This is a genomic window from Rhizobium sp. BK376, assembly GCF_004341625.1.
Taxonomy (GTDB): Bacteria; Pseudomonadota; Alphaproteobacteria; order Rhizobiales; family Rhizobiaceae; genus Rhizobium.
The window spans coordinates 105804-131405 of sequence record NZ_SLZG01000001.1; the positions used below are offsets into that span (position 1 = coordinate 105804).

21 protein-coding genes, 1 tRNA gene and 1 other annotated feature are annotated in these 25602 nt (G+C 59.2%); of the genes, 12 read left to right on the forward strand and 10 right to left on the reverse strand.

The genetic code is table 11. The features are described 5' to 3' along the window. Positions 1-66 precede the first annotated feature (66 nt). Together EV561_RS00535 and ilvA are read right to left on the reverse strand one after the other, a co-directional pair. Complete coding sequence (locus EV561_RS00535; RefSeq protein ID WP_132516564.1) at positions 67-405, reverse strand: HlyU family transcriptional regulator; 339 nt, start codon at positions 403-405, stop codon at positions 67-69. Positions 406-442: 37 nt separating this feature from the next. Next, positions 443-1693, reverse strand: coding sequence for a threonine ammonia-lyase (gene ilvA, locus EV561_RS00540; RefSeq protein ID WP_132516566.1), 1251 nt, complete (start codon positions 1691-1693; stop codon positions 443-445). Between the two features lie 382 nt (positions 1694-2075). Here ilvA and EV561_RS00545 point away from each other — a divergent pair, with 382 nt between their 5' ends. Both EV561_RS00545 and EV561_RS00550 read left to right on the forward strand, forming a co-directional pair. Next, a complete protein-coding gene (locus tag EV561_RS00545) occupies positions 2076-2420 on the forward strand; it encodes a VanZ family protein (RefSeq protein ID WP_132516568.1) in 345 nt (114 codons plus the stop codon). 108 nt (positions 2421-2528) lie between these two features. After that, the gene (locus EV561_RS00550) at positions 2529-2738 is read left to right on the forward strand and encodes a hypothetical protein (RefSeq protein WP_132516570.1); all 210 of its coding nucleotides are present in this window, start codon (positions 2529-2531) and stop codon (positions 2736-2738) included. 51 nt (positions 2739-2789) lie between these two features. Here EV561_RS00550 and EV561_RS00555 read toward each other — a convergent pair. The 4 genes from EV561_RS00555 to wrbA form a co-directional block, all read right to left on the reverse strand. Beyond that, positions 2790-2874, reverse strand: a tRNA-Leu gene (locus tag EV561_RS00555). A 184-nt stretch (positions 2875-3058) separates the two neighbouring features. Beyond that, the gene (locus tag EV561_RS00560; protein ID WP_165927727.1) at positions 3059-6046 is read right to left on the reverse strand and encodes an autotransporter domain-containing protein; all 2988 of its coding nucleotides are present in this window, start codon (positions 6044-6046) and stop codon (positions 3059-3061) included. Then, positions 6000-6320, reverse strand: a complete 321-nt coding sequence (locus EV561_RS37015) for a hypothetical protein (protein ID WP_165927728.1) — start codon at positions 6318-6320, stop codon at positions 6000-6002. The genes EV561_RS00560 and EV561_RS37015 overlap by 47 nt, the downstream gene beginning before the upstream one ends. Before the next feature lie 298 nt (positions 6321-6618). Further along, positions 6619-7215, reverse strand: coding sequence for an NAD(P)H:quinone oxidoreductase type IV (gene wrbA / locus EV561_RS00565; protein WP_132516583.1), 597 nt, complete (start codon positions 7213-7215; stop codon positions 6619-6621). 291 nt (positions 7216-7506) lie between these two features. Here wrbA and EV561_RS00570 point away from each other — a divergent pair, with 291 nt between their 5' ends. The 4 genes from EV561_RS00570 (at position 7507) to EV561_RS00585 (ending at position 14674) form a co-directional block, all read left to right on the forward strand. Continuing rightward, positions 7507-8286 (forward strand): competence/damage-inducible protein A, encoded by a 780-nt coding sequence (locus tag EV561_RS00570; protein ID WP_132516585.1) that lies wholly within the window; start codon positions 7507-7509, stop codon positions 8284-8286. Positions 8287-8385: 99 nt separating this feature from the next. Further along, entirely contained in the window at positions 8386-9228 is an 843-nt protein-coding gene (locus EV561_RS00575; protein ID WP_132516587.1) for a universal stress protein, read from the forward strand. A gap of 221 nt (positions 9229-9449) precedes the next feature. Beyond that, positions 9450-9947, forward strand: a complete 498-nt coding sequence (gpt, locus tag EV561_RS00580) for a xanthine phosphoribosyltransferase (RefSeq protein ID WP_132516589.1) — start codon at positions 9450-9452, stop codon at positions 9945-9947. A 932-nt stretch (positions 9948-10879) separates the two neighbouring features. Continuing rightward, positions 10880-14674: a vitamin B12-dependent ribonucleotide reductase gene (locus tag EV561_RS00585; protein WP_132516591.1), complete on the forward strand. Its 3795-nt coding sequence runs from the start codon at positions 10880-10882 to the stop codon at positions 14672-14674. 412 nt (positions 14675-15086) lie between these two features. On the opposite strand, the gene EV561_RS00595 is transcribed toward EV561_RS00585, so the two are convergent. Further along, a complete protein-coding gene (locus EV561_RS00595) occupies positions 15087-15317 on the reverse strand; it encodes a hypothetical protein (protein WP_245512555.1) in 231 nt (76 codons plus the stop codon). A gap of 258 nt (positions 15318-15575) precedes the next feature. Between EV561_RS00595 and EV561_RS00600 the strand changes: the two genes are divergently transcribed. Next, positions 15576-16106, forward strand: coding sequence for a dihydrofolate reductase family protein (locus EV561_RS00600; protein WP_132516595.1), 531 nt, complete (start codon positions 15576-15578; stop codon positions 16104-16106). Positions 16107-16127: 21 nt separating this feature from the next. On the opposite strand, the gene EV561_RS00605 is transcribed toward EV561_RS00600, so the two are convergent. Both EV561_RS00605 and EV561_RS00610 read right to left on the reverse strand, forming a co-directional pair. Next, a complete protein-coding gene (locus EV561_RS00605) occupies positions 16128-16430 on the reverse strand; it encodes a hypothetical protein (RefSeq protein ID WP_132516597.1) in 303 nt (100 codons plus the stop codon). A gap of 132 nt (positions 16431-16562) precedes the next feature. Then, complete coding sequence (locus tag EV561_RS00610; protein WP_132516599.1) at positions 16563-16844, reverse strand: hypothetical protein; 282 nt, start codon at positions 16842-16844, stop codon at positions 16563-16565. Positions 16845-17185: 341 nt separating this feature from the next. On the opposite strand from EV561_RS00610, the gene EV561_RS00615 reads away from it, so the two are divergent. After that, positions 17186-18469, forward strand: a complete 1284-nt coding sequence (locus EV561_RS00615; RefSeq protein ID WP_132516601.1) for a cystathionine gamma-synthase family protein — start codon at positions 17186-17188, stop codon at positions 18467-18469. Between the two features lie 116 nt (positions 18470-18585). Next, on the forward strand, positions 18586-19545 hold the full coding sequence (locus EV561_RS00620; RefSeq protein ID WP_132516603.1) for a trypsin-like peptidase domain-containing protein: 960 nt from the start codon (positions 18586-18588) through the stop codon (positions 19543-19545). 42 nt (positions 19546-19587) lie between these two features. On the opposite strand, the gene EV561_RS00625 is transcribed toward EV561_RS00620, so the two are convergent. After that, entirely contained in the window at positions 19588-21351 is a 1764-nt protein-coding gene (locus EV561_RS00625; protein WP_132516605.1) for an MOSC and FAD-binding oxidoreductase domain-containing protein, read from the reverse strand. Between the two features lie 388 nt (positions 21352-21739). Here EV561_RS00625 and EV561_RS00630 point away from each other — a divergent pair, with 388 nt between their 5' ends. From EV561_RS00630 to EV561_RS00640, 3 genes are all read left to right on the forward strand, one after another. After that, positions 21740-22627: a LysR family transcriptional regulator gene (locus EV561_RS00630; RefSeq protein ID WP_207910485.1), complete on the forward strand. Its 888-nt coding sequence runs from the start codon at positions 21740-21742 to the stop codon at positions 22625-22627. A gap of 184 nt (positions 22628-22811) precedes the next feature. After that, the gene (locus EV561_RS00635; protein ID WP_132516609.1) at positions 22812-23549 is read left to right on the forward strand and encodes an SDR family oxidoreductase; all 738 of its coding nucleotides are present in this window, start codon (positions 22812-22814) and stop codon (positions 23547-23549) included. Positions 23550-23729: 180 nt separating this feature from the next. Beyond that, positions 23730-23785, forward strand: a sequence feature (sul1 is cis-regulatory element that is thought to sense ions involved in sulfur or methionine metabolism; They are found in Alphaproteobacteria). Positions 23786-23851: 66 nt separating this feature from the next. Next, the gene (locus tag EV561_RS00640; RefSeq protein WP_132516611.1) at positions 23852-25339 is read left to right on the forward strand and encodes a SulP family inorganic anion transporter; all 1488 of its coding nucleotides are present in this window, start codon (positions 23852-23854) and stop codon (positions 25337-25339) included. Positions 25340-25602 lie beyond the last annotated feature (263 nt).

Consider the following 25602-nt stretch of genomic DNA (forward strand, 5'->3'; position numbering starts at 1 on the left):
TTCTTGGTTGCAACGACCTAGAGTTTACGCCACCAGCGCCTGAATCCCAGAGCAAAGGCGCAATCCTCAGACCTGACGGACTTTTTCGCCGTCACCGAACAGTGCTGGACCGTGCTGATCGATGATTTGCTGGGCTTTGCGGAAGGTGGTTTCCACGGCATCGTCGACCGAACTGAAGACGTCGGCGCGGATGAAATTGCGCACAAGCGTTTCTCCATTCACCTGCTTTTCGATCCTGCCGGCAAGCCGAAACTGGCTTCCCTCGCGCTGCGGGGTCGCAAATATCATGCAGTCCGCGTAGGCCTGCGATTGAGCAGGCGCCGCCTCTGCCGGCTTGGCAGCGCTGGTTGCTCCGGCGCCGCCACCAGTGAAGATCGAAAGGATATTGGACAAGATAGAAGCCATGTTTCGCCTTTAGCATGAGCGGCCGGGGCCGCAAAGGTCAAATGATCAGGTTCGCCAGGATCTCGTTTTCGGTAATGTCTTCGAAGCCAAGACCTGCACGCTCGAAATTGTCGGTCAGGTGCACAAAGTTATCCGGATCCTTCGTCTCGATACCGATCAGGATGGAACCGAAATTGCGCGCGCTCTTCTTCAGATATTCAAAGCGAGCGATATCGTCATCGGGGCCGAGCAGATTGAGGAAATCGCGCAGAGCGCCCGGGCGCTGTGCCAGGCGCAGGATGAAATACTTCTTCAGCCCGGCATAGCGCATGGCGCGCTCCTTGACATCGGGCAAGCGCTCGAAATCGAAATTGCCGCCAGAGACCACAGCAACGATCGTCTTGCCGGCGATGCTGTCGCGGCTCATGTCGGCAATCGCGGTCAAGGACAGCGCGCCGGCCGGTTCCAGAACTACGCCTTCGACATTCAACATGTCGGTAATGGTAACGCAGATCGCGTTCTCCGGGATCAGCATCACCTGCTCGGCAGAGAAACGCTTCAGCGCTGCAAAATTCAGGTCGCCGATGCGCGCCACCGCGGCTCCATCAACGAAATTGTCGACCTTCGGCAGCGTGACCACGCCGCCTGCCTCGATACTGCGCCTAAGGCTCGGCGCGCCGGCCGGCTCGGAGAAGGCGAAGGCTTGAGGCGGAAGAATGCCATCGAAATAGCCTGTGATCCCCGCAGCCAGGCCTCCACCACCAACGGGCATGACAACGAGATCCGGCAGAACGCCCTCCGGAAGCTGTTCAATGATTTCCGCGGCAACCGTTGCCTGGCCCTCGATGATATCAGCGTGGTCGAAGGGCGGCACCATGACGCCGTCTATGCGTTCCACATGTTCGCGGGCCGCCTGGTAGCACTGGTCGAAGAAATCGCCGAAGAGCTTGATGGTGATGAACTCGCCGCCGAAAATGCGCGTCTTGTCGATCTTCTGCTGCGGTGTCGTCACCGGCATATAGACCACACCGGGAACGCCGAAATGCCGGCAGACGAAAGCAAAGCCCTGCGCATGATTGCCGGCCGACGCGCAAACAAAGGTCTTGCCCGTGCCGCCCGATGCAATGACCTTGCGGAAGAAATTGAAGGCACCGCGGATTTTATAGGATCGAACCGGCGAGAGATCTTCCCGCTTCAGCCAGATATTGGCACCGTAGCGGGCAGAAAGATGCTCGTTCAATTGCAGCGGCGTGGCCGGGAAAAGGCCACGCATGGCCTCCGTGGCACTGTCGACATCCTGTCTCGTCAAGGCTTCCGTCCGTCATTATCCAATTTGGGGTCTGCTATGACATGATCGGCGCCGGCAGACAAAGGTTCTTTGCGTGAAAGAACTGGGCACGCCGCCCGTATCGGCCTGAGCCGGCGGCGTTTCGTTGCAACCGTTTTCCTACGATCGCTTGCAGTTTTCAGGGGACAACCAGCAAAAGCCCCTAAAATCCATGCATTGACAGGAGCGGCCCCGCTACCTTGAATGCCTGCAGCCATCATGATGATGGTCAGGGGCTCGCCGCGATCCAGATGATCGGGATTTGGCGGGCCTCGTTGTTTTTGATCCGGTCAAATCCGCAACGGATCGGCACCGGCAGGCAGCCTTGCCCTTATTCCGCCATCTGTCCGGCTAGTGTCGCGGCATGATCACACCGACACCTCTGCGCATTACAGCCTGGCTGCTACTCGCCTTCATTTTCTTCGTCACCGTTTCCCCGATCGATCTTCGGCCCGCGACCCTTACGAGTGTGAACATGGACCGGGCGACGGCCTATGCCATCGCCGGATTGCTTTTCGCAATGGCTTACCCGCGAAGCTGGAAAACGGCTGCAGTCTTGCTCATTCTGGGATCGGTCGGCTTTGAACTGCTGCAGGAGTTGCAACCGACACGCCATGCCCGCATCGACGATGCCCTGGTCAAGGCTGCCGGATCCGCGCTGGGCATAGCAATAGGCTACGTCTGGAACCGCGTATTGCGGCGACAATAGGCAACCCATCCCTATCCTCACGTACTACCACCCGGATATTTTGGGTAAGTCTTATTGACCTGTCATGAACCAGGGTTTTTGCTATTTCCACGTGCGAAGGAACAGCCGATGGAAAATCACAACCCCGGTCAAAATAATGATGCCGTAGACGACATTCTCTCGCGGATCGAAGACGTTGCCGACTGGCTGAAACATGAAGCGCAACTGCTGGCAACACCTCCCGAACCGGAGAAAAAGGAGGTCTCGGTCCGACGCTACAGGGTCCCCGCCAGCGTCCGACTGCATCGCCGCCCGACATATCTTCTGCGGGGAACGTAACGGACGAAATGCCTCTGCCTGGAGCGCTGCGACAGGATTAGTAAAAGGGATTGGTGCGGACGACGGGGGTCGAACCCGTACAGCCAAGGCCGAGGGATTTTAAGTCCCTTGCGTCTACCAATTTCGCCACGTCCGCGCTGCGCCTGTATAGGCAGACAAATATCGCCCGGTCAACGACAAGTCTTGCCTCTCCTAAGATCGGCGGATGCAAAGCATTTTTAACCGCAACTGCCCGAACTTCGAAAAAGCGAGGTCCGGGCAGTCGATTTCTGCGGTGAAAATAGGCTGCCGCGAAACCGATATCGCGCGGCAGGCTAGGATCAGAACTTGACGGCGATGTTCGCCTTTACGCCGTTGGTGCTCGACTTGCCGGCAATCTGGCCCGAATAGGAGACACCGAAGGTCGCCTGCTTGGAAAGATTGACGTCGACGCCGGCATCCACTGCCAGGGCATCGCGAGCAACCGGCACACCGTCGATCGAGAAGGCGTCGCCGCCGGCGAAGGCAAGCGAGGATGACGTCGTCGTATCACCGAGCGCGTGACGCCAGCCGAGAGAGCCGTGCAGGCTCGCCGGATTGCTGCCGAGCGAGACGTCGGTCGAAGCCCGCACGCCCAGCGTCGTGAAGGTCAGGTTGTCGCTCGAGCTTCCGCCGGACAATGCAGCAGAACCGCCCTTTTCATGGAAGGAGTCGGTGTGCAAGTTCACATAGGCGAGGTTGGCGAAGGGCTGCAGGTCGATCTGCTTGACCTTCACGTCATAGTTGACTTCGCCGAAGATCTGAGCGGTATCGGCATCATAGTCGGCGTTCAGGCTCTGATTGAAGTCAGTGCTGCGAACCGAGCGATGGGTGTCCATATCATGCCATGTGTAAGCCGCGCCGGTCGAGAAACCGAGCGCACCCCACTGGCCGCCACCGTAGACACCGACATGGTAATCGTCGCTGTGGCCTGACGAAGCGCGGGCATCGACGTCGAAAGTGCTGCGGCTATAGCCGGTCAGCAGGCCGATCCGCCAGTTGTCGCCGATGGCAGCATCGCCACCGACGAGGAAGCCCCCAATATTGCGATCGAGATCGGCAGCATTGCCGTTGCCATCGGTCGATCCCCAACTGCCGAAGGCTTGGCCCCACATGGCGAACCGATCGCCCGATTGAGCGGACTTCACGGTTCCCGGAGCCTGGACCGCGCCAAAGGCCGACTTCAAGCGGCTGGCCATTGCATCGCGGATGAAATGGCTATCCTCGAGCAGCGCCGTCTTTGCGGATGCGTGGATTTCGCCCGACAGAGCCTCGAAGTCCTGATCGGCTTGCTGCGCATCGGTGGCATTTGCGACGAGATCATAGACGCCGTTGCCAGAGCCCAGGCTCTCAATGCCGGTGGCCGTGCGGGCCTGATTCCTGGTCGTGGCGACATCGGCAAAGGCCACATCGTTACGTGTGACGTCGAGATAGACGTTGTTCGGATCGTAGGCCAGCGCGAAATCGAGGAAGACGTGCGGGTCGTAGGTCAGCGTGTCATAGGTGCCTGTAACGCCACCGTTCGCCGTCAGGATGGTGTAGCGCGTATCCGGGCGGAACAGCGGGAACGGCTTTGCAGTCACGCCGCCGGCGATCGTTGCGGTGCCGGTGACGTCGACATAATCCGACTGACCGGCTTCGTTCGCCTCGACCAGATAGTTGGAGCCTGCGAGCTGGGTATAGGTGCCGGTGAAGTTCAGCCGACCGATCGAGTGGCCGGGCGCGATCGTGCCGGCGATCACGGCGGAGCCGAGCGTGCCGTTGCCGTTAAGGACAGAGCCCGCGCCGACGTTGAGCGTGGCGTCAAGCGTTCCGTCGACGCTGAGCGTACCACCGGCGAGCGAGACGCCGCCGGAATAGCTCTGCGAGCCGGTCAGTATCCAGTTGCCGCTCTGGACGTCGAGGAATTCGAAGTTCTGCGCGCCGGCAAATGTTCCTGATCCGTTGAGCGTGACGGTGTCTGTCCCTGCCCCGCCGTCGATGGTGCCGACGATCCGGGAGCCGGCCTGGATGTTGAGCGTATCGTTGCCGTCGCCCATGTCGATCGCAAGACCGTTGTCACCTTCGATCAGGCCGGAATTGGTGATCGTGTCATTCTGGACGCCGATAAGCTTGATGCCGAAACCTGCCTGGCCGCGGATCGTGCCCATATTGGTGATCTGGGTAGCGTTCGGAGCGTTTCCGGCATTGCTGTCGTCCACCAGGATGCCGTTGGTAGCACCGCTGATGACGGCGTTGGAGGACAGGTTCTGGATCACGCCGCCGCCGGTGGCTACGCCCTCGCTGGTGTTGATCGAGCCGTCCTTTTCACCCTTTGCGCCGATGCCCTGGATCGTCCCGTAGTTCTTGATGGTCGCGAAGCCGTCGATATCGACGCCGTCACCGTCGCCGTTGACCGAATTGTCGTCGATCGCGCCTGTTATGGTGCCGTAGTTGGTGACAGTACCGTTGCCGTCGGAGCCAACGCCGGATCCATTGCGCCCGATGATCGTGCCGCCTTCATAGTTGGTGACGATAACGTCGGTCTCGCTGGTGATGCCGTGCCTCGAGCCCGAAATCAGCCCGCCCGAATAGTTGTTGACCGTGCCGGCGTGGGCCTGGAAGTCGACGCCATCGTTGGACGTGTCGTCATCGGGATCGTGCGCGGTGTTGTCGGGAGCGTAGGAGATGATCGTGCCGGCATTGTTGACGGTGCCGCCCTCGCCCGGACGGACCGCATCGGCATTGTTTGCCTGAATGACGCCGGTTGCGAGGTTGTTGATCGTTACATTGCTGACTGGCGAATAGACATGATCGAAGTCGATCGCCTGGCCGTCATTGCGGGAAACGATCAGGCCGGCGTTGTTGATGACGATCTGACCGCTCGATGTGTCCTGGCTGCCGTCGTCGTCGCCATCGATGCGGATTGCATCGTCATTCGACTCGATCGTCGCGCCTGCATTATTGTTAATCGTGACGGAGCCGGTATCGGCATAGTTGCCGAGATCGATACCGCGGCTTTCGGACAGGACGGAGGAGATCGTACCGTCGTTGACGATCGAAACCGTGCCGCCGTCGACATGGATTGCGTCGTCGGCATCGGCCGAGATCACGCCGCCCAAGAGATTGTGGACCGAGATCATCGCATCCGATGAAGCGACGTCGCCAAAATCGAGCGCCTGACCGCCATGGGAAACAATCGTACCGGCATTGGTGACATTCACCGTCAGGCCCGGCATATCGCCGTTGATCTGAAACGCGTCGTCATCCGCCTCGATTGTCGCGCCACGCGCTATGCGAGCGGATGGCACGGTCGTCCTGCGAGCGGATTGTTCCCGAATTGACGATAGAGACATTCGACGTCGCGGAATCGTTCCAGGTGATCGCCGGATCGCCGGTTGCTGTGTCGAGAGCGCCACCGGTGTTAACGGTCAGCGTATCCTGGTCCTGCAGGGTCTGCGACGCAGGGTTGGTTACACCCGAGCCAATGATGACATCGCCCGCCAGTGCTTGAATTGGCGCAACCGAAGAAAGAAGAAACAGGATCAAAGTACCGCGAACGCGCGCGAAATGGCTCCCAGACATGGTCAAAATTCCCTTAAGCAATTTTAAGTAGGGCCGACCTATATCCACGGCACATGACAGTTTGGCGACAGTGCCGCGTCTATTTGCGACTCATGTAATTGAAATTATTGCTAAATTAATGACGTTTAAATATACGCGCCTTGTTTTCTAATGAATATTAGCTTCAGGAAGCCTAAATTCGCGAGCAGCGTCGCCGGGCTCGATGGAACAGAAAATTCACCGCAAGGTTGCTCCCAAAACGAAAAAGCGCGACCCCTTGAGGTCGCGCTTCTCACAACTGTCTGCGATCGGAGTCGGCTTAGGCGAGCTTGGCAGCAATCTTGGCGACGTGGGCGCCCTGGAACTTTGCGGCTTCGAGTTCGATCTCCGAAGGCTGACGCGAGCCGTCGCCGTTGGTGATCGTGGAAGCGCCGTAGGGCGAGCCGCCCTTGACTTCCTCGGTGCCCATCTGGCCCTGGAAAGCATAGGGAAGGCCGACGACAGCCATGCCGTGATGCAGGAAGGTGGGGATGAAGGTCAGGATCGTCGATTCCTGGCCGCCATGCTGCGTGGCGGAAGACGTGAAGACAGAGCCGACCTTGCCGACGAGCTTGCCGCCGAACCACAGGCCACCTGTCTGATCCCAGAAATTGCGCATCTGCGAAGCAACGGTGCCGAAGCGGGTGCCGGCGCCGACGATGATGGCGTCGTAGTCAGCGAGTTCGTCAGGCGTTGCGATCGGTGCTTCCTGGTCCATCTTGTAATAGGAAGCCTTGGCGACCTCTTCCGGAACCAGTTCCGGCACGCGCTTGACGACGACTTCCGCGCCGGTCGACTTTGCACCTTCGGCAACGGCGTAAGCCATCTTTTCGATGTGACCGTAAGCGGAATAGTAAAGTACGAGAACCTTAGCCATTTTCTGCGTTTCCTTCGTTTGAGGTGATGACGGCGCCGGAGCCGGCGGACCGGAGAGAAGCCGTTTGATGAAATCGAAAAGCATGCCCGATGCCTTGCAACGTGTTGAGTTGGCAAAGAGGTAAACCACTGCGCCGGGGCCTGCCAGTCGCGACCTTAGAGACGGACTGTTCAATCTTTATGTACGACCCTCCGGGTTGCATTCACTTTTCTGCGCCGAATAGGACGCACTTCCCGTCTTGTCGAATTGCTATAAATTCGACAACAAAACATCAGAGAAGGTACTGCCTGCATGACCCACCAGATCGTTACCGCCGCCATGCTCGCCATCGGCGACGAACTCCTGTCCGGCCGCACCAAGGACAAAAACATCGGCCATCTCGCCGACATGCTGACCATGTCGGGCATCGATCTCAAGGAAGTGCGCATTGTCGCCGATGAGGAAGATGCCATCGTCGCGGCATTGAACGCCCTGCGCGGCACTTATGATTATGTCTTCACGTCGGGCGGCATCGGCCCGACCCACGACGACATCACCGCTGATGCCATTTCCAAGGCTTTCGGCGTGCCTTGCGAACATGACGCGGCAGCGATGAAGCTGATGGCCGAGATGTATGCCCGGCGGGAAATGGAATTCACCGAAGCGCGCCAGCGTATGGCTCGCATGCCCGTCGGCGCTGCCCATATCGCCAATCCGGTCTCGACGGCGCCGGGCTTCGTCATCGGCAATGTGTATGTCATGGCCGGCGTGCCGCAGGTTTTCCAGGCCATGCTCGACAATGTGATCCCGACGCTCAAGACCGGCACGCGGATGCTTTCTACCGCAATTTCCTGCCCCTTCGGAGAAGGAGAGATCGGCTCGCCGCTGGCAGCAATCCAGAAGACACATCCGGACACCAGCATCGGATCCTATCCGCGCTATGTCGGCCAAACCTTCTCGACCGAAATCGTGGTGCGCGCGCGCCAGCAGGCGTCGCTCGACGCTGCCGCCGAAGAGGTACGGGCGATGATCGAGACCATCCGACAGGCGAAAGCCGAGGGAAATCAGTCTGCTGAAGCAGCAAAATCCTGATCCGCTTCAAGCGGTTCAGGGAACCGCGGATATGTTCAAAGCATTGTCAGACGTGCAGAATATCAATTTCCAGCTTAGATTTTCACAGGAGCCCGCGTCATGTCCTACAAGACCATACTGGCCATCCTCGATACATCGGATAATGCCGGTGTCGCCATCGATTTTGCACTTGCGCTAGCCGCCGAACACGACGCCCATGTCATCGGCCTGCATGCGGAAATCATTTCCGCCGTTCCGCTCGTCGCGCCGATGGAAATCCCCGATCCGGTTGCCGTACAGGCGCTTCAGGACATGGCCCATACGGAATCGCAGCAGATCAAGGAGACCTTCAACAACAAGGCGCATGCCAACGGCGTCTCCTTTGAATGGCGCAGCTTTGCAAGCTCGGTGGGCTATGCCTCGCAGCCGCTTCTGGAAAGTGCGCGGAGTTCTGATCTCATCGTTGCCGTTCAGCCCGACCCGGCGAGCCCTTCCGACGCCCACGTGGATGTCGAGAGCTTCCTGTTCGAAAGCGGCAGGCCTGTTCTGATGATCCCCTATATCTTCAAGCAGCCCAAGCCGATCAAGCGCGTGCTGATTGCCTGGAACGGATCGAAGGAAGCCGCACGGGCGACATTCGACGCCATGCCATTCCTGGAAGCTGCCGATGCGGTTGAGATTTTCTCGGTCGACCCGGTCGAAACCAATGGCGAGACGCCCCTCCTGACCGGTACCGAGATTGCCGCGACGCTGACGCGTCACGGTATAAAGGTAACGCTGGTGACCGCCTCGAGCGCGGACAAGAGCGCCTCGCACGTGATCGAGAATCGCCTTTCCGACAGCAGCATCGATCTGCTGGTCATGGGCGCCTACACGCATTCCAGGCTGTGGCAGATGATCTTCGGCGGCACGACGAAGACGCTTCTGCAGTCGATGACGGCGCTTACACTACTCTCCCGCTAAAGCGACCGAGGCTGCATGCGGGAGGTCGCGGCTCTTGCCTTTTTGCCGCAAATCCCGCTAATAGCAGCGACCAATGACAGAACTCCCGCTTCGGGACCCGTTCGCGCAGCTCCCACTGCGCGAATTGCGTTTATAGGTCTTCGGTCCGCCCGTACGGGATCTGTTGAGGAGCGCCGGTTTGTCGGCGCAATATTGTCCTTGCCTTGCGGAGCCCGAACGCCATGTCCCTCCCCGATAAAGCCTTTCCCGTATCCTGGGATCAGTTCCACCGTGACGCCCGCGCGCTTGCCTGGCGTCTTTCCGGCCTCAATCGCGAATTCAAGGCTATCGTTTGCATCACCCGCGGCGGTCTGGTGCCAGCTGCGATCGTTTCTCGCGAACTGAATATCCGACTGATCGAGACCGTCTGCATCGCCTCCTACCATGATTATGCCAACCAGGGCGAAATGAGCCTGCTCAAGGGAATCAATCCGGAGCTTGCCGCCAATGGCGGCGAAGGAATATTGGTGCTGGACGACCTCACCGACACTGGCAAGACGGCGCTCGAAGTTCGCGCCATGCTGCCGAAGGCGCATTTCGCTTGCGTCTATGCCAAGCCGAAAGGCGTGCCGACGATCGACACGTTCATCACCGAGGTCAGCCAGGATACCTGGATCTATTTTCCCTGGGACATGGGTTTCACCTATCAGGAGCCGATCTCCAAGGGTCATCGCGGCTGATTCTGCTTCTGCATCACTTGTTTTTGAAGGGGCACATCAATCGTGTGCCCCTCTTTTGTTACGGGCACTAGATCTTGGTGGCTCACGCTCTTACGGCGACACATTAACATTTTCTAATAAATCTATGGCCACGCGGTGATTCCAGATGGCGACGTGATCGATGCTATCGCGCAAACATTCGAATCGGATGTCGTCCTATGCGGTCACCGTCTTACCGACAAGTAATACCGGCAGATTTGCCATGCATCTCGCCTTTGCAGCCGGAAGCGAACAGAATATCCAATTAGATCATGGAGCTATACGCAAATTCGAGCGAATCGCTGGAAGCGGTGGCACGTTGGCGGTCTCTATGTCCGCGACCTTTTGGCAACACTAAGAATCTTGTCACCTGCACGCTACCTCCAGGTTGCTCGGCGTGAGTATTCAGCTACCTGATGTGGTAAGTTTTTCGCTCAAAGGCTTGAATCTCAGGGGTTCTCGGTGTTTCCCCCATTTTCCACAGCCGGAGCCACCATATGTTGTGGTTAACAATCCGACAAAAACCAGCCCTTGACGGAATCAGGTGTTTCAAACTTAATAGCAAAACGTTGCGGCGGCGACCGGACCAGTGTTGAACACGAGGCCGGTTCTCACTCGAAATCGAATTTGGAAATCAGAGCGATAGACCGGAAACGGCGGCGCTCCGGGGGGATTTCTGTCGGCTTCGATCGCTTTCCAAAAACGGCATTTGGGGACTGGCGGAAAGAAGCTGTTAATACTATATTTAGTGTTTGCAGCCACCATCACCACAAGATACAGGGACACCATCTTCGGATGACACTTCCTGTCGAAGCGGATTGAACACTGGCTGCGCGCTGATACCGCGACGCTGGACGGGGAAACTTGCGCCTTGGTCACGGGGACGGGGCGCACCAAACAGAGGTAAAGAGACCATGCGGATAGAACGTCGTTTCACCAAGGCCGGCCAAGGCGCTTATGCGGACATAGAATTCCGCAAGGCGACGAGCGAGATCAAGAACCCTGATGGGTCGATCGTCTTCCGCCTCGAGAACATCGATGTTCCCGCGCAGTTCTCCCAGGTTGCTGCCGACATTCTGGCGCAGAAGTATTTCCGCAAGGCCGGCGTACCGACCAAGCTGAGACGAGTCGAGGAAAACGATGTTCCTTCCTTCCTGTGGCGCTCGGTTCCCGATGAAGCCGCGATGAAGGGCATGCCGAAGGAAGAGCAGACCGGTTCCGAAACCGATGCTCGCCAAGTCTTCGACCGCCTCGCCGGCACCTGGACCTACTGGGGCTGGAAGGGTGGCTATTTCTCGTCCGAAGAAGATGCGAGCGCCTTCAAGGACGAGCTTGCCTATATGCTCGCCACCCAGCGCGTTGCCCCGAATTCCCCGCAGTGGTTCAACACCGGCATGCATTGGGCCTACGGCATCGATGGCCCCGGCCAGGGCCACTTCTATGTCGACCCCTTCACCGGCAAGATCACCAAGTCGAAGTCGGCCTACGAGCATCCGCAGCCGCATGCCTGCTTCATCCAGTCGGTCGAGGACGATCTCGTCAATGAAGGCGGCATCATGGACCTCTGGGTCCGCGAAGCCCGCCTCTTCAAATACGGCTCCGGCACCGGCTCCAACTTCTCCATGCTGCGCGGCGAAGGCGAGAAGCTTTCGGGCGGCGGCCGTTCTTCCGGCCTGATGAGCTTTCTGAAGATCGGCGACCGCGCTGCCGGCGCCATCAAGTCGGGCGGCACGACCCGCCGCGCGGCCAAGATGGTCGTCGTCGATATTGACCATCCTGACATCGAGGAATACATCAACTGGAAGGTCAAGGAAGAGCAGAAGGTCGCTGCCCTCGTCACCGGCTCCAAGGTCGTCTCCAAGCACCTGAAGTCGATCATGAAGGCTGCCGTCAATTGCGAGGGTGATGGCGAAGATTGCTTCGACCCGAACAAGAACCCTGCCCTGAAGCGCGAAATCCGCGCCGCCAAGAAGGATCAGGTTCCGGAAAACTACATCCAGCGCGTCATCCAGTTCGCCCGTCAGGGCTACAAGGACATGCAGTTCAAGACCTACGACACGGACTGGGATTCGGAAGCCTATCTCACTGTTTCGGGCCAGAACTCCAACAACTCCGTTTCGATCAAGGACGACTTCCTGCGCGCCGTCGAGAACGACCTCGACTGGCAGCTGACCGCCCGCAAGGACGGCCGCGTCATGAAGACGCTCAAGGCTCGCGACCTCTGGGAGCAGATCTCCTACGCCGCATGGGCATCGGCAGACCCGGGCCTGCACTTCAACACCACGATGAACGACTGGCACACGTCACCGGCCGGCGGCCCGATCCGCGGCTCTAACCCGTGCTCGGAATATATGTTCCTCGACGACACCGCCTGCAATCTCGCTTCGCTGAACCTGCTTCAGTTCAAGGACAAGGCGACGAAGCGCATCAACATTGCCGATTACGAACATGCCGTCCGCCTCTGGACCGTCGTGCTCGAAATCTCGGTGATGATGGCGCAGTTCCCGTCGAAGCGCATCGCCGAACTCTCCTACGAATACCGCACGCTCGGCCTCGGCTACGCCAATATCGGCGGTCTCCTGATGTCGTCGGGCATTCCCTATGACAGCGCCGAAGGCCGCGCCATTGCCGGCTCGCTGACGGCGATCATGACCGGCATATGCTATGCAACGTCGGCGGAAATGGCGTCCGAGCTCGGCCCCTTCCCGAGCTTTGCCCCGAACCGCGAAAGCATGCTGCGCGTCATGCGCAACCATCGCCGCGCCGCCTATGGCGAGACCTCGGGCTATGAAGCCCTGTCGGTCAACCCGGTCGCACTGATCCATTCGGAAAACCCGGACCAGGATCTGGCCGCCCATGCCAAGAGCGCCTGGGACAAGGCAATCGAGCTCGGCGAAAAGCATGGCTACCGCAACGCGCAGGTCTCGGTCATCGCACCGACTGGCACGATCGGCCTCGTCATGGATTGCGACACGACCGGCATCGAGCCCGACTTCGCGCTTGTCAAATTCAAGAAGCTCGCCGGCGGCGGCTACTTCAAGATCATCAACCGCGCCGTTCCGGAAGCGCTGCGCACGCTCGGCTATTCGGAAAGCCAGATCGCCGAGATCGAAGCCTATGCAGTCGGCCACGGCAACCTGAACCAGGCACCGGCCGTCAACCCCGGCTCGCTGCGCGCAAAGGGCTTTACCGACGAGAAGGTCGAAGCCGTCAACGGCGCGCTGAAGCAGGCCTTCGATATCAAGTTCGTCTTCAACCAGTGGACGCTCGGCGCCGATTTCCTGAAGGGCACGCTTGGTGTCACCGACGAACAGCTCGGCGACATGAGCTTTAACCTGCTCGACCACATGGGCTTCTCCAAGAAGGAGATCGAGGCTGCAAACATCCATGTCTGCGGTGCGATGACGCTGGAAGGCGCCCCCTTCCTGAAGAACGAGCACCTCGCCGTCTTCGATTGCGCCAACCCCTGCGGCAAGATCGGCAAGCGTTATCTCTCGGTCGAAAGCCACATCCGCATGATGGCGGCTGCTCAGCCCTTCATCTCGGGTGCGATCTCCAAGACGATCAACATGCCGAGCGAAGCCACGGTCGAGGATTGCAAGAGCGCCTACATGCTCTCCTGGAAGCTCGGCCTGAAGGCAAACGCGCTCTATCGTGATGGCTCCAAGCTGTCGCAGCCGCTGAATTCCTCGTTGATCGAAGACGAGGACGACGAGGATGCGCTGGAAGAACTGCTGGCACAGCCGGCAGCGGCCCAGGCCGTTACCGTCACGGAGAAGATCATCGAGCGGGTGATCGAGAAGGTCGTGCGTAGCCAGGAAAAGCTGCCCGGTCGCCGCAAGGGTTACACCCAGAAGGCCAAGATCGGCGGACACACCATCTTCCTGCGCACCGGCGAATATGACGACGGCCGCCTCGGCGAAATCTTCCTCGACATGAACAAGGAAGGTTCCGCACTTCGCGCCTTCATCAACAACTTCGCGATCTCCGTCTCGCTCGGCCTGCAGTATGGCGTGCCGCTCGAGGAATATGTCGACGCCTTCACCTTCACCAAGTTCGAGCCGGCAGGCATCGTGACAGGGAACGACGCGATCAAGAACGCGACGTCGATCCTCGACTACGTCTTCCGCGAACTGGCGATTTCCTACCTCGGCCGTCACGATCTCGCCCATGTCGATACGTCTGATTTCAACAACACGGCCCTTGGCCGTGGCGTATCGGAAGGCAAGGCTGATGTCGTCTCCAAGGGCCTGACCCGCGGATACAAGCCGACGCTGGTGTCCGGCACTGGCGGCGAGCGCCAGGCCTCCGAGGTCAAGGGTTCGGCCTCGGCCACCCCTGCCCGCGCTGCGTCAGGCGCAACGGTCACCGCAATCTTGGGCAACACCGTGCGCAAGCTGGAAACCGTGGCCGTTGCCTCCACATCGGAAGTCGTCGCCTTCAAGCGCGACTACGAGGAGCGCGCCAAGGAACTGGCCGAAGAGATCGCGGAAGAAGTCGTCAGCGAAGGCCTCTTCTCGGACGCTGCCGCGGAAGAGGCTGCAACGGCCAAGTCGGACGCCAAGAAGCTGGAATCCGAACGCCGCGCGCGCTCGATCATGCAGGGCTATACCGGCAACATGTGCACCGAATGCCAGAACTTCACGATGGTCCGCAATGGAACCTGCGAGAAGTGCGACACTTGCGGCGCGACGAGCGGCTGCAGCTAAGTAGATCCATTGAAAATCGAAATGAAAGGGCACCTTTATGGTGCCCTTTTTCTTTTTTGACTTAATAAAAATCCCAAATACAACCGAATACAACTATTAAGTTGCATCATAATATTATTGCAATTGTGGCGATCTTATTCTATCCTGAACACGTTTTGCGGGGTGATTTAATGTTCCTAAGTTGCAAAGATGCCAATGGCGATAAATGGGAAATATATCTAGAAAGAGATGGATGGCGATGGTCCAGAAAAGCCTCCAACGGACGGCTGGTGGGAGCGTCACCCCAAGCCTATGCTGATCGATACAGCTGTATCGAGAATGCACGGCGAAACGGAATGCAGGCAGTTCCAACATAGTATTATTATGTTCTTAGCTGATAACTAATAGCATATTTGGTAATCACGGTGAAATACTAGATCGTGACTTCCCGCCCCAACACAAACGCTACCACCTTCTCGGATGACGTCCCGCATGACTCCAGCGCGTTCCGTCCGTCGTCCAGCCCATAGGGGTTGAAGCTGACGATATCGCTGCCCGAGAGACCCTGGGCGGAGAGCCAGATGCGCTTGCGGTCCGGCGACCGCTTGACGGTCGCGCCCCAGCGGTGACCGTTGAAATTGCCTTCGGAATACTCTGGCAACATGTCCACAGAATGCCAGAACTTCACGATGGTCCAAAATGGAACCTGCGGGAAGTGCGACACTTGCGGTGCGACGAGTGGGTGCAGCTGAGTAGATCCATCGAAAAATCATCTGAACGAAAGGGCGCCTCAACGGTGCCCTTTCTTTTTGGGCGGAGGCAGTGCGTTCAAAAATCGATTGCGCCCGAAAAGCTATCAAGTTACCTTCACAACCGATTGCATAACGCAATCAGTCTAGCGATGCTTTGGGAGGCAGCTGATATGGCGAAATTCGTTTTCGAACTGAATCAATCACTCGATGGCTATGTCGATCATCAGCTCCTGCCGGGCGATCCCGCGCTCTTTTTGCACTTCACGGAGCGGATGCGTGGCATGGCCGGCCTCGTTTATGGTCGCCGCATGTATGAGGACATGCGTTATTGGGATGAGGATCGGCCTGAATGGGGCGCGAAGGAACAAGCCTATGCGACCGCGTGGCGCGCCCAGCCGAAATGGGTCGTCTCGCGTTCCCTGACATCGGTCGGCCCGAACGCCACCCTTGTCAAAGAAGAGATCGAGGCAACGATGCGTGCGCTCAAGGCCCGGGTCGACGGAGAAATTGGGATCGCCGGGCCGGAGTTGGCGGCGAGCCTGACCGAGCTTGGTCTCATTGACGAATATCAGCCCTACATCCATCCCGCAGTGCTCGGTCGCGGCAAACCATATTTCGCTGCTGCCCGGCCGCTGCTGCGCTTGATCGCCAGTGAGAGGATTGGCGAGAACGTCATAAGGCTGACCTACGTTCCGGCGTGATCGCTGGATGGCCGACAAACCCTACGTCGCGATTTGCCATCCCAACACAAACGCCACCACCTTCTCAGATGACATCTCGCATGGCTTCAGCGCGTGCCGCCCGTCTTCCAGCCCATAGAGGTTGAAGCTGACGATATCGCTGCCCGAGAAATCCTCGGCGAAGAGCCAGATGCGCTTTAGATCAGGTGATCGCTTGATGGTCGCACCCCAGCGGCGGCCGTTGAAATCGCCTTCGGAATAGCCCGTGGGGATGGCAGCGAGCGCCTTCAGGAAGGCTTCCTCGTCATGGGCGATCAAAGCGGTCGTATCCTCGGACTTTGTCATGCGAGGCTGCCCCATCGGCCGGTTGGTTGTCATAGTGGAGGGAGATACCGGTAGTACCCTCGCCGGGAGCCGGGTGGCTGGGTACCGCCAGTCTCATTCGTTGGAGCCACGACAATGTCGAAACAACTTCGGCTAGTTGACCGTTTCCAAACGCGCTGTCCGCGTCCTGTAGGCGTGCATCAGCATGATCCCCTGCTCGAGCAGAAGCTCGGCTGCCCTGAGATCGCGCTGTGAAAGATCGTTGGCGCAGCCGCGGATGGTACATGCGATCGCCATTGAATTGGCCGCGAACCGCGCATCTCCGCCTTCCTCGGCCTCTCCGGCGACCGTTTCCAGGGACTCGGCGACGACCATCATCATGTTGGCCCGTTCGTTCAGGCTCATTTCCGTCAGGGTCTTGGACATTCCGTGCATAGCATCTCCTTCGCGCGCAAATCTGTCAGCAGCGAAAAGGCTGCACAAGCGCGGTCATAATGGGTGGAAGAGGTTGGAATATGTCAGAGCACTAATGTGGAAGCATATAACCAGTCTCGCAACCGGCTTTGCATGCAATTGCAGCAGGTCTGCACCGATCGTCTTGCAAGGCTTCGACGGCGATTGCCAGGACCACCTCCGTTCCCTGAAGTCAGCGAATATCCGCACCCCCTGCCTTTCCGGCAGCACAAGGCGCCCCAAATTAACAACAGGGACGCGCCGCCGCGATGACGGTATTCGCGATGCGAAGTTCGCGCTCTCAACCAGGAGGGGACACGTTTATGACCGCGCCGCATCCATCGAAAACCCATCTCGGCACTCACGCCCTTCATCCCGAGACGCAGATGCTGAACTACGGATATGATCCCGAACTCTCCGAGGGTGCGGTCAAGCCGCCGGTCTTTCTGACGTCGACCTTCGTCTTCAAGTCGGCCGAGGACGGCCGCGACTTCTTCGACTATGTCTCCGGCCGCAAAGAGCCGCCCCAGGGCAAGGGCGCAGGCCTCGTCTATTCGCGCTTCAACCATCCAAACAGCGAGATCGTCGAGGACCGCCTGGCGGTCTACGAGCGTACGGAAAGCTGCGTCCTGTTCTCGTCAGGCATGTCGGCGATCGCGACGACGCTTCTGGCCTTTGTCAGGCCGGGGGATGCGGTGCTGCATTCGCAGCCGCTCTATGGCGGCACTGAAACGCTGCTGGCAAAGACCTTTCTTAATCTCGGCGTCTCTGCGGTTGGTTTTGCGGATGGCGTCAGCGAGACATCGGTGAAGGCGGCCGCGGAGGAAGCCATGGGCAAGGGCCGTGTCTCGGTCATCCTGGTCGAAACGCCGGCGAACCCGACCAACAGCCTCGTCGATGTCGCGATGATCCGCCGGATTGCGGACCTGATCGCAGAACGGCAGGGCCATATGCCCATCATCGCATGTGACAACACGCTGCTTGGGCCGGTGTTCCAACGGCCGATCGAGCATGGCGCCGATATCTCGCTCTACTCCTTGACGAAGTATGTCGGCGGCCACTCGGATCTGATCGCCGGGGCAGCCCTTGGCCGCAAGGCCGTCATGAAGCAGGTCAAGGCGCTCAGAGGCGCGATCGGCACGCAGCTCGATCCGCATTCCTGCTGGATGCTTGGACGATCGCTGGAAACGCTGCAGATACGCATGGAACGCGCAAACAGCAATGCCAAGGCCGTGGCGGATTTCCTGCGCGCGCATCCCAAGGTCGAAAAGATCCATTACCTTTCTTACAGCGACCCGGAATCTCCGACGGGACGCACCTTTGCGGCCCAGTGCAGCGGCGCTGGCTCGACGTTCTCCTTCGACATCAGGGGTGGCCAGGCCGCCTCATTCAAGTTCCTCAATGCGCTCAAAATCTTCAAGCTCGCCGTCAGCCTGGGAGGAACGGAATCGCTCGCCTCCCATCCGGCGACAACGACGCATTCGGGCGTGCCGGTCGAGGTGAGAGAACGCATCGGAGTACTCGAATCGACGATCCGCCTATCGATCGGCATCGAGCATCCCGACGACCTGATTGCCGATCTGAAACTGTCATTGGACGAAGCATAGAAACCGGTTGCACTGGCCGCTGAACGGCGGAACGGTGACCACTTGTATTACATTTTGCTAAGAACCACATGATGCTCCTGCTCACCTCCTAGGGCGAGCTCATCAGGAGCAAAGCTATGGGATACATTGATAAGGAAATTCCGCGTCCCTCCGACGCGGTCTTGATAGACACCTATTCTCAGACGATCGCGGACGTGGTCGATCTGGTGGGACCGAGCGTCAGCCGCATCGAGCGGATCGACGGTCGTCCGGGGCACGGATCAGGATTTGCGATCTCTCCGGACGGACTGATAATAACCAACAACCACGTCGTGGAAGACTCCAAGGCAGTTCGCATCCGCACCGCCAACGGCAGCGTCGGAGATGGCGTCGTCCTTGGCCGGGATCCGGACACCGACATCGCGCTCATCCGCGCGAACATGGATGTCCAAGCCTGGGCGCGTCTCGGGGATTCGAAGGGTCTGCGCCGCGGCCACATCGCTGTCGCCATCGGCAACCCGCTCGGCTTCGACTGGTCCGTCACGACGGGCGTCGTCTCTGCGTTGGGCCGATCCATGCGCGCATCGAACGGCCGGCTGATCGATGACGTGATCCAGACGGATGCCGCGCTTAACCCTGGCAATTCCGGTGGCCCCCTCGTCTCGTCGCGAGGCGAGGTCGTCGGTGTCAATACGGCCGTTATCATGGGTGCCCAGGGCATCGCATTTGCCGTGGCGTCGAACACGGCCAACTTCGTGGTGTCCGAAATCCTGCGGTTCGGCCAGGTCAGGCGTGCGTTCATCGGAATTGCCGGCGATACCGTCGCCCTGCCCCGTCGCGTCGCGCTGCTGGCCGGGGTCGTTCAGTCGGCGACAGTCCGGATCCGGCGCGTCGATCCCGGAAGCCCGGCGGCGAACGGCGGCTTGAAGGAAGGCGACTTTGTCATCGCCGTGGACAAGCTTCCGGTCGCAGGCGTGGACGACCTGATCCGGCATCTCGACGCGTCACGCATCGGCCGGATGGTCGCCCTTACCGTCTATGACGTCGAAGGCAATCTGGTCACCCGATACATCGAGCCGGTCTCAAGACCGGCCTGATTAGGGTCTGCGCGTGCGCTCTCCCACCCAAATCTGACCGGGTTAGATGTCGATCACTATGTCGACCTGAGGCTGGGAACAGCAAATCAGCAGGTTCCCGGCCGCGGGGGGATCTAGTGGATCGGGCGCGTAGTTCACCGTGCCCGAGATCAGCCCGCTCTCGCAATTGTGGCAAACGCCGCTGCGGCAGGACCAGCGCACCGGCACATCACAAGCTTCCGCCAATTCCAGAATGCTTTGATACACCGAGCCATTCCAGTGCGCGGCGATCCCGCTGCGCGCGAAGGAGATGAGTGGGCCGGTATTGGCGTCGTTATCGGGAAGATGGGGCAGTCGCGTCGCGGCTGCAGCGATGCCCGGCGTCATTGCTTCGTTTCCGTCAAAGATTTCAAGATGAATGCCGGCGGGCGGGACGCCGAGATCTGTTAGCGCCGCCTTCATCTCTGACATGAAACGTGTCGGTCCACACAGGTAGAAATCCCCGTTTCGAGGCACGTCGAGCTCTTTCAGGACCGAGAGCGACAGGTGACCCACGGCATCGAAATCCTCGCCGGCTTTCTCGTCCGCTCCGGGCTTGCTGTAATAGATGACGCTGCGGCTATGTGGCAGGTCTTGGATGAGCCGGCGGACCTCCCCGGCAAAGGGATGATGCTGTCGATCACGAGCTCCATGGACCCACACAACCCGCCTTGTTGATTTCGCGCTCGCCAGCTCATGCAGCATTGCAAGAACGGGCGTTGCTCCGATACCCGCGCTGACCAGGACTACCGGCCCCTCGCCGGGCTGCAAAAAGAAGCTGCCGCGCGGCATGCTGACGTCGAGACCATCGCCTACCCCGACATGATCCTTCACATAGGTTCCGGCTGCTCCATCAGGCTCGATCTTCACGCTGATGCGATACTGCTTTGCGGAAGGGGAGGCAGAGAGAGAATAACTGCGATAGAGCAACGATCCGCCGCCCACCCCCTGAAGACGCAGGACGACATACTGGCCCGGCAGCGCCATCTGCAAAGGTTCGTCATTCGCGCTCGTCATCGTCAGCGAAAGCACATCTGCAGATTCCTGATTGACTGCCGTCACCGTCAGTCGCCGAAATCCGGATTTGACGGGACGTGCCGCAACCGCCGGCACAAGGCCGGCATTGCCCCCTTCCGAAGGAGAGGATTCGCTCTGCAACAATGCCTCGAACGAGCCACGCCAGCCCGGCGAAAGCGCCTCAAGCGCCATTGCCCGCTCCAGCTGGTCGCGCGGGTGATTGGGCGAATAGAGCAGCGCGTTTATCTGCTCCACGGTCATTCCGTCTTTCGCCTGTCCCACCTTTACGATTTCGTCGCCGGCGCCGACCGTTCCTTCCTGCAGCACTCGAAAGTAAAAGCCGGGTCGTCCGCTGCCTGTCAGCAACGCCGGCATTCTGGGTTCGTCCGTGCGTATGCCGACACGATAACAGGTGACGCGAGGCTGGGTGACTTCGAAGAGCGCGCTTCCGATCTGATAGCGATCTCCAATGCAGACTTCGCTATCGGGCAATCCTTCGATGGTGAAGTTCTCGCCAAACTGCCCATGCACGAAGTCGGTTCGCTTCAGCTGCTCCTGCCAATGCCGATAGGATTCGATCTGGTAGACGAAAACGGCGCGATAGATGCCTCCATGACCGCCGAGGTCGCCCTGCCCGTCTCCATCAAGGTTCAGCTTGGCCACCCGGCAGCGGCCGGTGACGGGCGTTTTCCATATTCCCGTGTGGACCGTGCGGCCCTTCCACTGGATGTCACGCGGGAGTCCAACGTTCACCGATAGTAGTCGAGCCATGGTACCTTGCCCTTTTGCTGGCAATATCACCGCCGCCGAAAAAGACGTTCGACGTATAGCAATCTTTTCAGCAGCGGTTCTGGAAGAAGAAAACGGCCAATTGCTCCAGGAGATAGCGGACCCTGTTGCCAGGACAGTCCCACTGCTCGAACTCCGCCATGATCAACCAGTCGAAATCATGCGCTGTCGTTCAACAGGCCATCGCCCGACTATGGCATCCAGGTGGATGCTACTACGGGCGAGACCCTTGTCAATGCGCCCTTGGGATGACCAGCAGACCGAAGTGCCATTGAGTAGCCTCGGTTTGGTCTTGCGCACGTCGTGGCATCCATTCCATGGTGGAATGACACTTCCGAAGGGAGATCGCGACTTGGATAGAATGGCGGCAATGGAGACTTTTGTCCGGGTCGTTGAAACCGGCTCCTTTTCTGAAGCGGCGCGGCAATTGCGTGTCGGCCAGCCGGCAATATCGAAAACCATTGCTCAGCTGGAGGAACGGCTCGGTATAAAGCTGCTACTCCGCTCGACGCGTGGTCTCACACCGACCGAGGCAGGAGAGAGCTTTTACGAGCGCGCCAAGCGCTCGATCGAAGAGGCCGACGAAGCCGATTATGCTGCCCGAGGCGCAGGTGCCAGCCTTTCGGGACGCCTTCGCGTCAGCGCAGCTCCGACATTCGCGAGCCTGCACGTCATTCCGCATCTCCCAAAGTTTCAGGCACAACATCCAAACCTCGATATGGAAATCGTCCTGGATGACGGTCATATCGACCTGATCGAGGAAGGCATCGACATCAGCCTGCGGATGGGAGCCTTGTCTGATTCCAATCTTACAGCTCGAGAGATCGGTGAATCGCCGCGTCTGGTCGTCACAGCTCCCTCCTATCTCGAAAGAGCGGGCGAGCCACGCATTCCCGGTGAGCTGATTTCTCATGAAAGCATCATCTATGCAAAGGGCAGCGGCCGCGATGTGTGGATGTTTCGCAAAGACTCATCGGAAGTTTCCGTAACACTCAGAGGGCGGGTCCGGATCTCAGCCGCGGAAGGTGTTCGCGCAGCCGTGCTTGCCGGCATGGGGCTTGCGGTTGCCTCAGAATGGATGTTTGCGCCGGAGCTCGCCTCAGGCCACGTGAAGGCTGTGCTTGACGACTGGGCGCTCGCTCCAATCGACTTGTGGGCTGTCTTTCCGGCCGGTCGCAGCGTCAGCGCCAAGGCGCGTGCCTTTGCTGCCTTTGTCGAAGAGCAATTGGCCAATCTCGACCTCTCCAAACCGTCCTGAACCTCAAACTTCTTCCACGAAATGCCATTAACATTGCCATTCCTGTCAGGAATAGGTCTTAGTCGCCGCCGCTTTCTACCGCGGCTTCCCTCCAATCCGTACCTTCAGTCGCATGGTCCAGCGGATCACGAAGCACAACACAGCGTCGAGCGAACAGCCGACGCACATCAGAAGGAATGGAACGATGGCAAGGAAGCTCGAAGGCAAGATCGCGGTTATCACCGGCGGGAGCGCCGGCATCGGCCTTGGTGCGGCAAAGCACTTTGTCGAGGAGGGGGCGCAGGTATTCATCACCGGCCGGCGTCAATCGGAACTCGACAAGGCGGTCGCAGAGATTGGCAGAAACGTCACGGCGATCCAGGCCGATGCAGCAAAAATCGATGACATCGATCGGATCTATGAAGTCGTGAAGGCAAAGGCCGGCCGCATCGACATTCTCTTCGCCAATGCCGGCTTTTACGAGTTCGGCACATTCGGCGAAATCACGGAAGAACATTTCGACAAGACGTTCAACACCAACGTGCGCGGTCTTCTCTTTACCGTGCAGAAGGCGCTGCCCCTGCTCTCCAGGGGCTCGTCGGTGATCCTTACCGGGTCTATCGCATCGATAAAGGGATATCCGTCCTTCTCGGTCTATGACGCAACCAAGGCCGCGATCCGTTCGTTCGCCAGAGGCTGGATCGTCGACCTCAAAGGCCGCGACATCCGCATCAACGTGCTGAGCCCAGGCCATACCGAAACGCCCGGCCTTTCGGTTCTCGCCGATGAAAGTGTACGGAATGCGATGAAGGCGAACGTGCCGCTCGGCCGCATGGGCACACCGGAAGATCTTGCCAAGGCTGCCGTCTTCCTCGCCTCCGACGACAGCAGCTATATCACCGGCATCGAACTCTTCGTCGATGGTGGTGTCGCCCAGTTCTAAGCGGAGGGCCATCAGGCCCCTGTTCTGGCTATCGGATGATCCGTGAGGTGTCGGCCGCGATAAAACTCGCCGGCCGACATATGTTTGGAGGCAAGAGAATTCCACGAGGACCTTTGGAGCAAGCCATTCCGCAGTTCGGCGTTGCACCGCAAGACTTTGTAAGTTAGGGATGAGCATCCACAAGGACCCGGTGAAACCCCGGGTGGCTCTTCTGGCCGCCGATCCGCCAGACAACACAGCAACGCAACCTTTCCAAGGACCGAGCCTCTCGGCCCGTTGCATTCAACTGTGAAAAATCTCCAATGCGATCTCTTTCAAACTACCGTCAGGAGTGGTTCTCCAACATCCGTGGCGATCTTCTCTCCGGCATCGTCGTCGCGCTCGCTCTGATCCCGGAAGCCGTCGGTTTCTCGGTCATTGCCGGCGTCGATCCCAAGGTCGGGCTCTTCGCCTCGGTGGCAATCGCCTGCGTCACGGCGATTACAGGCGGCAGGCCCGCCATGGTGTCTGCGGCCACCGCCTCCACTGCAGTCCTCATGGGCCCGCTGGTCCGCGACCACGGCCTGCAATATCTCTTCGCTGCCACGATCCTGATGGGCCTGCTGCAGATCGTTGCCGGTTTCCTGAAGCTCGGGCGGCTGATGCGTTTCGTCTCCCGCTCGGTCATGACCGGTTTCGTCAATTCGCTGGCGATCCTGATCTTCATCGCGCAGCTGCCGCAGCTCATCCATGTGCCTGAGGTGACCTATCTGCTGATCGCCATTGCGCTGGCCGTCATCTATCTGTTCCCCTATATCACCAAGGCGCTCCCCTCGCCGCTGGTGGCGATTGTCGTGGTCACCGTCATCGCGCTTGGCCTCGGTATTCAGGTAAAGACGGTCGCCGATCTCGGCGAGATGCCGACGGCGCTGCCGCCTTTTGTCCTTCCGCAGATACCCTGGACCTGGGAGACGCTGCGGATCATCTTTCCCTATTCGATCGCACTTGCCGCAGTCGGCCTGCTGGAATCGCTGTTGACAGCGCAGATCGTCGATGACCTGACGGATACGCCGAGCAACAAAAGCCGCGAATGCATGGGGCAAGGCGCCGGCAATATCGTCTCGGCGCTATTCGGCGGCATGGGCGGCTGCGCCATGATCGGCCAATCTGTCATCAACGTTACGTCAGGCGGCCGCGGCCGGCTCTCGACCTTCGTCGCCGGGGCCTTCCTGCTGGTGCTGCTTCTGGTGCTCGACGATATCCTGCGCATCGTGCCGGTCGCGGCCCTTGTCGCCGTGATGATCATGGTCTCGATCGGGACTTTCTCCTGGAAGTCGATCGTCGACCTCAAGCGCCATCCCGGCACCTCATCGATCGTCATGCTTGCGACTGTCGCGACCGTGCTTGCCACGCAGGATCTTTCCAAGGGCGTCGTGGTGGGCGTGCTGCTGTCGGGCATCTTCTTCGCCAGCAAGGTCGCAAGACTGTTCACCGTCACACGGAGCGACGATGCAGATTCGGACACGGTGACCTATCGCGTGGAAGGTCAGATCTTCTTCGCCTCCGCCGAGAGCTTCATCGGTGCCTTCGATTTCTCGACTGCGGAAAAGAAGATCATCATAGATGTGAGCCAAGCCCATCTCTGGGATATTACGGCCGTCGGCGCGCTCGACAAGGTCGTTATCAAGTTCCGGCGTGCGGGTGTGGATATCGAGGTGCTCGGCTTCAACAGGGCCAGCGCCGACATGGTCGACAAGTTCGCGCTCCATGACAAGGATGAGCGGCAGGCGGCAAGCGCCTCGTTGCACTAGCAATTTGATAGGGGCGTGCCGCGGCCTCCCGGCGCACCCCACTCCAGTCACAACTGGCACATATATGAACGGACGCTTCACGTTACGTTCACCTATCGCCAGATAGTGTCCGGGGGCAATGTTATGAAGGAAACATTCATGAAGAAGTTTTTGATAATTGCTCTTGCTGCAACTGTAATGGCCGCTCCGATGGCCAGCGCTCAGGATTGGCACAGGAACGACCGGCATCACTCGGAGAAATATCCGAAGGGCTGGGGACCGCA

Coding starts and splice junctions, on each gene's coding strand:
- EV561_RS00610 (WP_132516599.1), bottom strand. CDS start 16,844: ATGCACGGAATGTCCAAGACCCTGACGGAAATGAGCCTGAACGAACGG.
- EV561_RS00570 (WP_132516585.1), top strand. CDS start 7,507: ATGACCCACCAGATCGTTACCGCCGCCATGCTCGCCATCGGCGACGAA.
- EV561_RS00575 (WP_132516587.1), top strand. CDS start 8,386: ATGTCCTACAAGACCATACTGGCCATCCTCGATACATCGGATAATGCC.
- EV561_RS00600 (WP_132516595.1), top strand. CDS start 15,576: ATGGCGAAATTCGTTTTCGAACTGAATCAATCACTCGATGGCTATGTC.
- EV561_RS00640 (WP_132516611.1), top strand. CDS start 23,852: ATGCGATCTCTTTCAAACTACCGTCAGGAGTGGTTCTCCAACATCCGT.
- gpt (WP_132516589.1), top strand. CDS start 9,450: ATGTCCCTCCCCGATAAAGCCTTTCCCGTATCCTGGGATCAGTTCCAC.
- EV561_RS00625 (WP_132516605.1), bottom strand. CDS start 21,351: ATGGCTCGACTACTATCGGTGAACGTTGGACTCCCGCGTGACATCCAG.
- EV561_RS00550 (WP_132516570.1), top strand. CDS start 2,529: ATGGAAAATCACAACCCCGGTCAAAATAATGATGCCGTAGACGACATT.
- EV561_RS00615 (WP_132516601.1), top strand. CDS start 17,186: ATGACCGCGCCGCATCCATCGAAAACCCATCTCGGCACTCACGCCCTT.
- wrbA (WP_132516583.1), bottom strand. CDS start 7,215: ATGGCTAAGGTTCTCGTACTTTACTATTCCGCTTACGGTCACATCGAA.
- EV561_RS00595 (WP_245512555.1), bottom strand. CDS start 15,317: ATGTTGCCAGAGTATTCCGAAGGCAATTTCAACGGTCACCGCTGGGGC.
- EV561_RS00585 (WP_132516591.1), top strand. CDS start 10,880: ATGCGGATAGAACGTCGTTTCACCAAGGCCGGCCAAGGCGCTTATGCG.
- EV561_RS00630 (WP_207910485.1), top strand. CDS start 21,740: ATGGAGACTTTTGTCCGGGTCGTTGAAACCGGCTCCTTTTCTGAAGCG.
- EV561_RS00545 (WP_132516568.1), top strand. CDS start 2,076: ATGATCACACCGACACCTCTGCGCATTACAGCCTGGCTGCTACTCGCC.
- EV561_RS00535 (WP_132516564.1), bottom strand. CDS start 405: ATGGCTTCTATCTTGTCCAATATCCTTTCGATCTTCACTGGTGGCGGC.
- EV561_RS00620 (WP_132516603.1), top strand. CDS start 18,586: ATGGGATACATTGATAAGGAAATTCCGCGTCCCTCCGACGCGGTCTTG.
- EV561_RS00605 (WP_132516597.1), bottom strand. CDS start 16,430: ATGACAAAGTCCGAGGATACGACCGCTTTGATCGCCCATGACGAGGAA.
- EV561_RS00635 (WP_132516609.1), top strand. CDS start 22,812: ATGGCAAGGAAGCTCGAAGGCAAGATCGCGGTTATCACCGGCGGGAGC.
- EV561_RS37015 (WP_165927728.1), bottom strand. CDS start 6,320: ATGTCTGGGAGCCATTTCGCGCGCGTTCGCGGTACTTTGATCCTGTTT.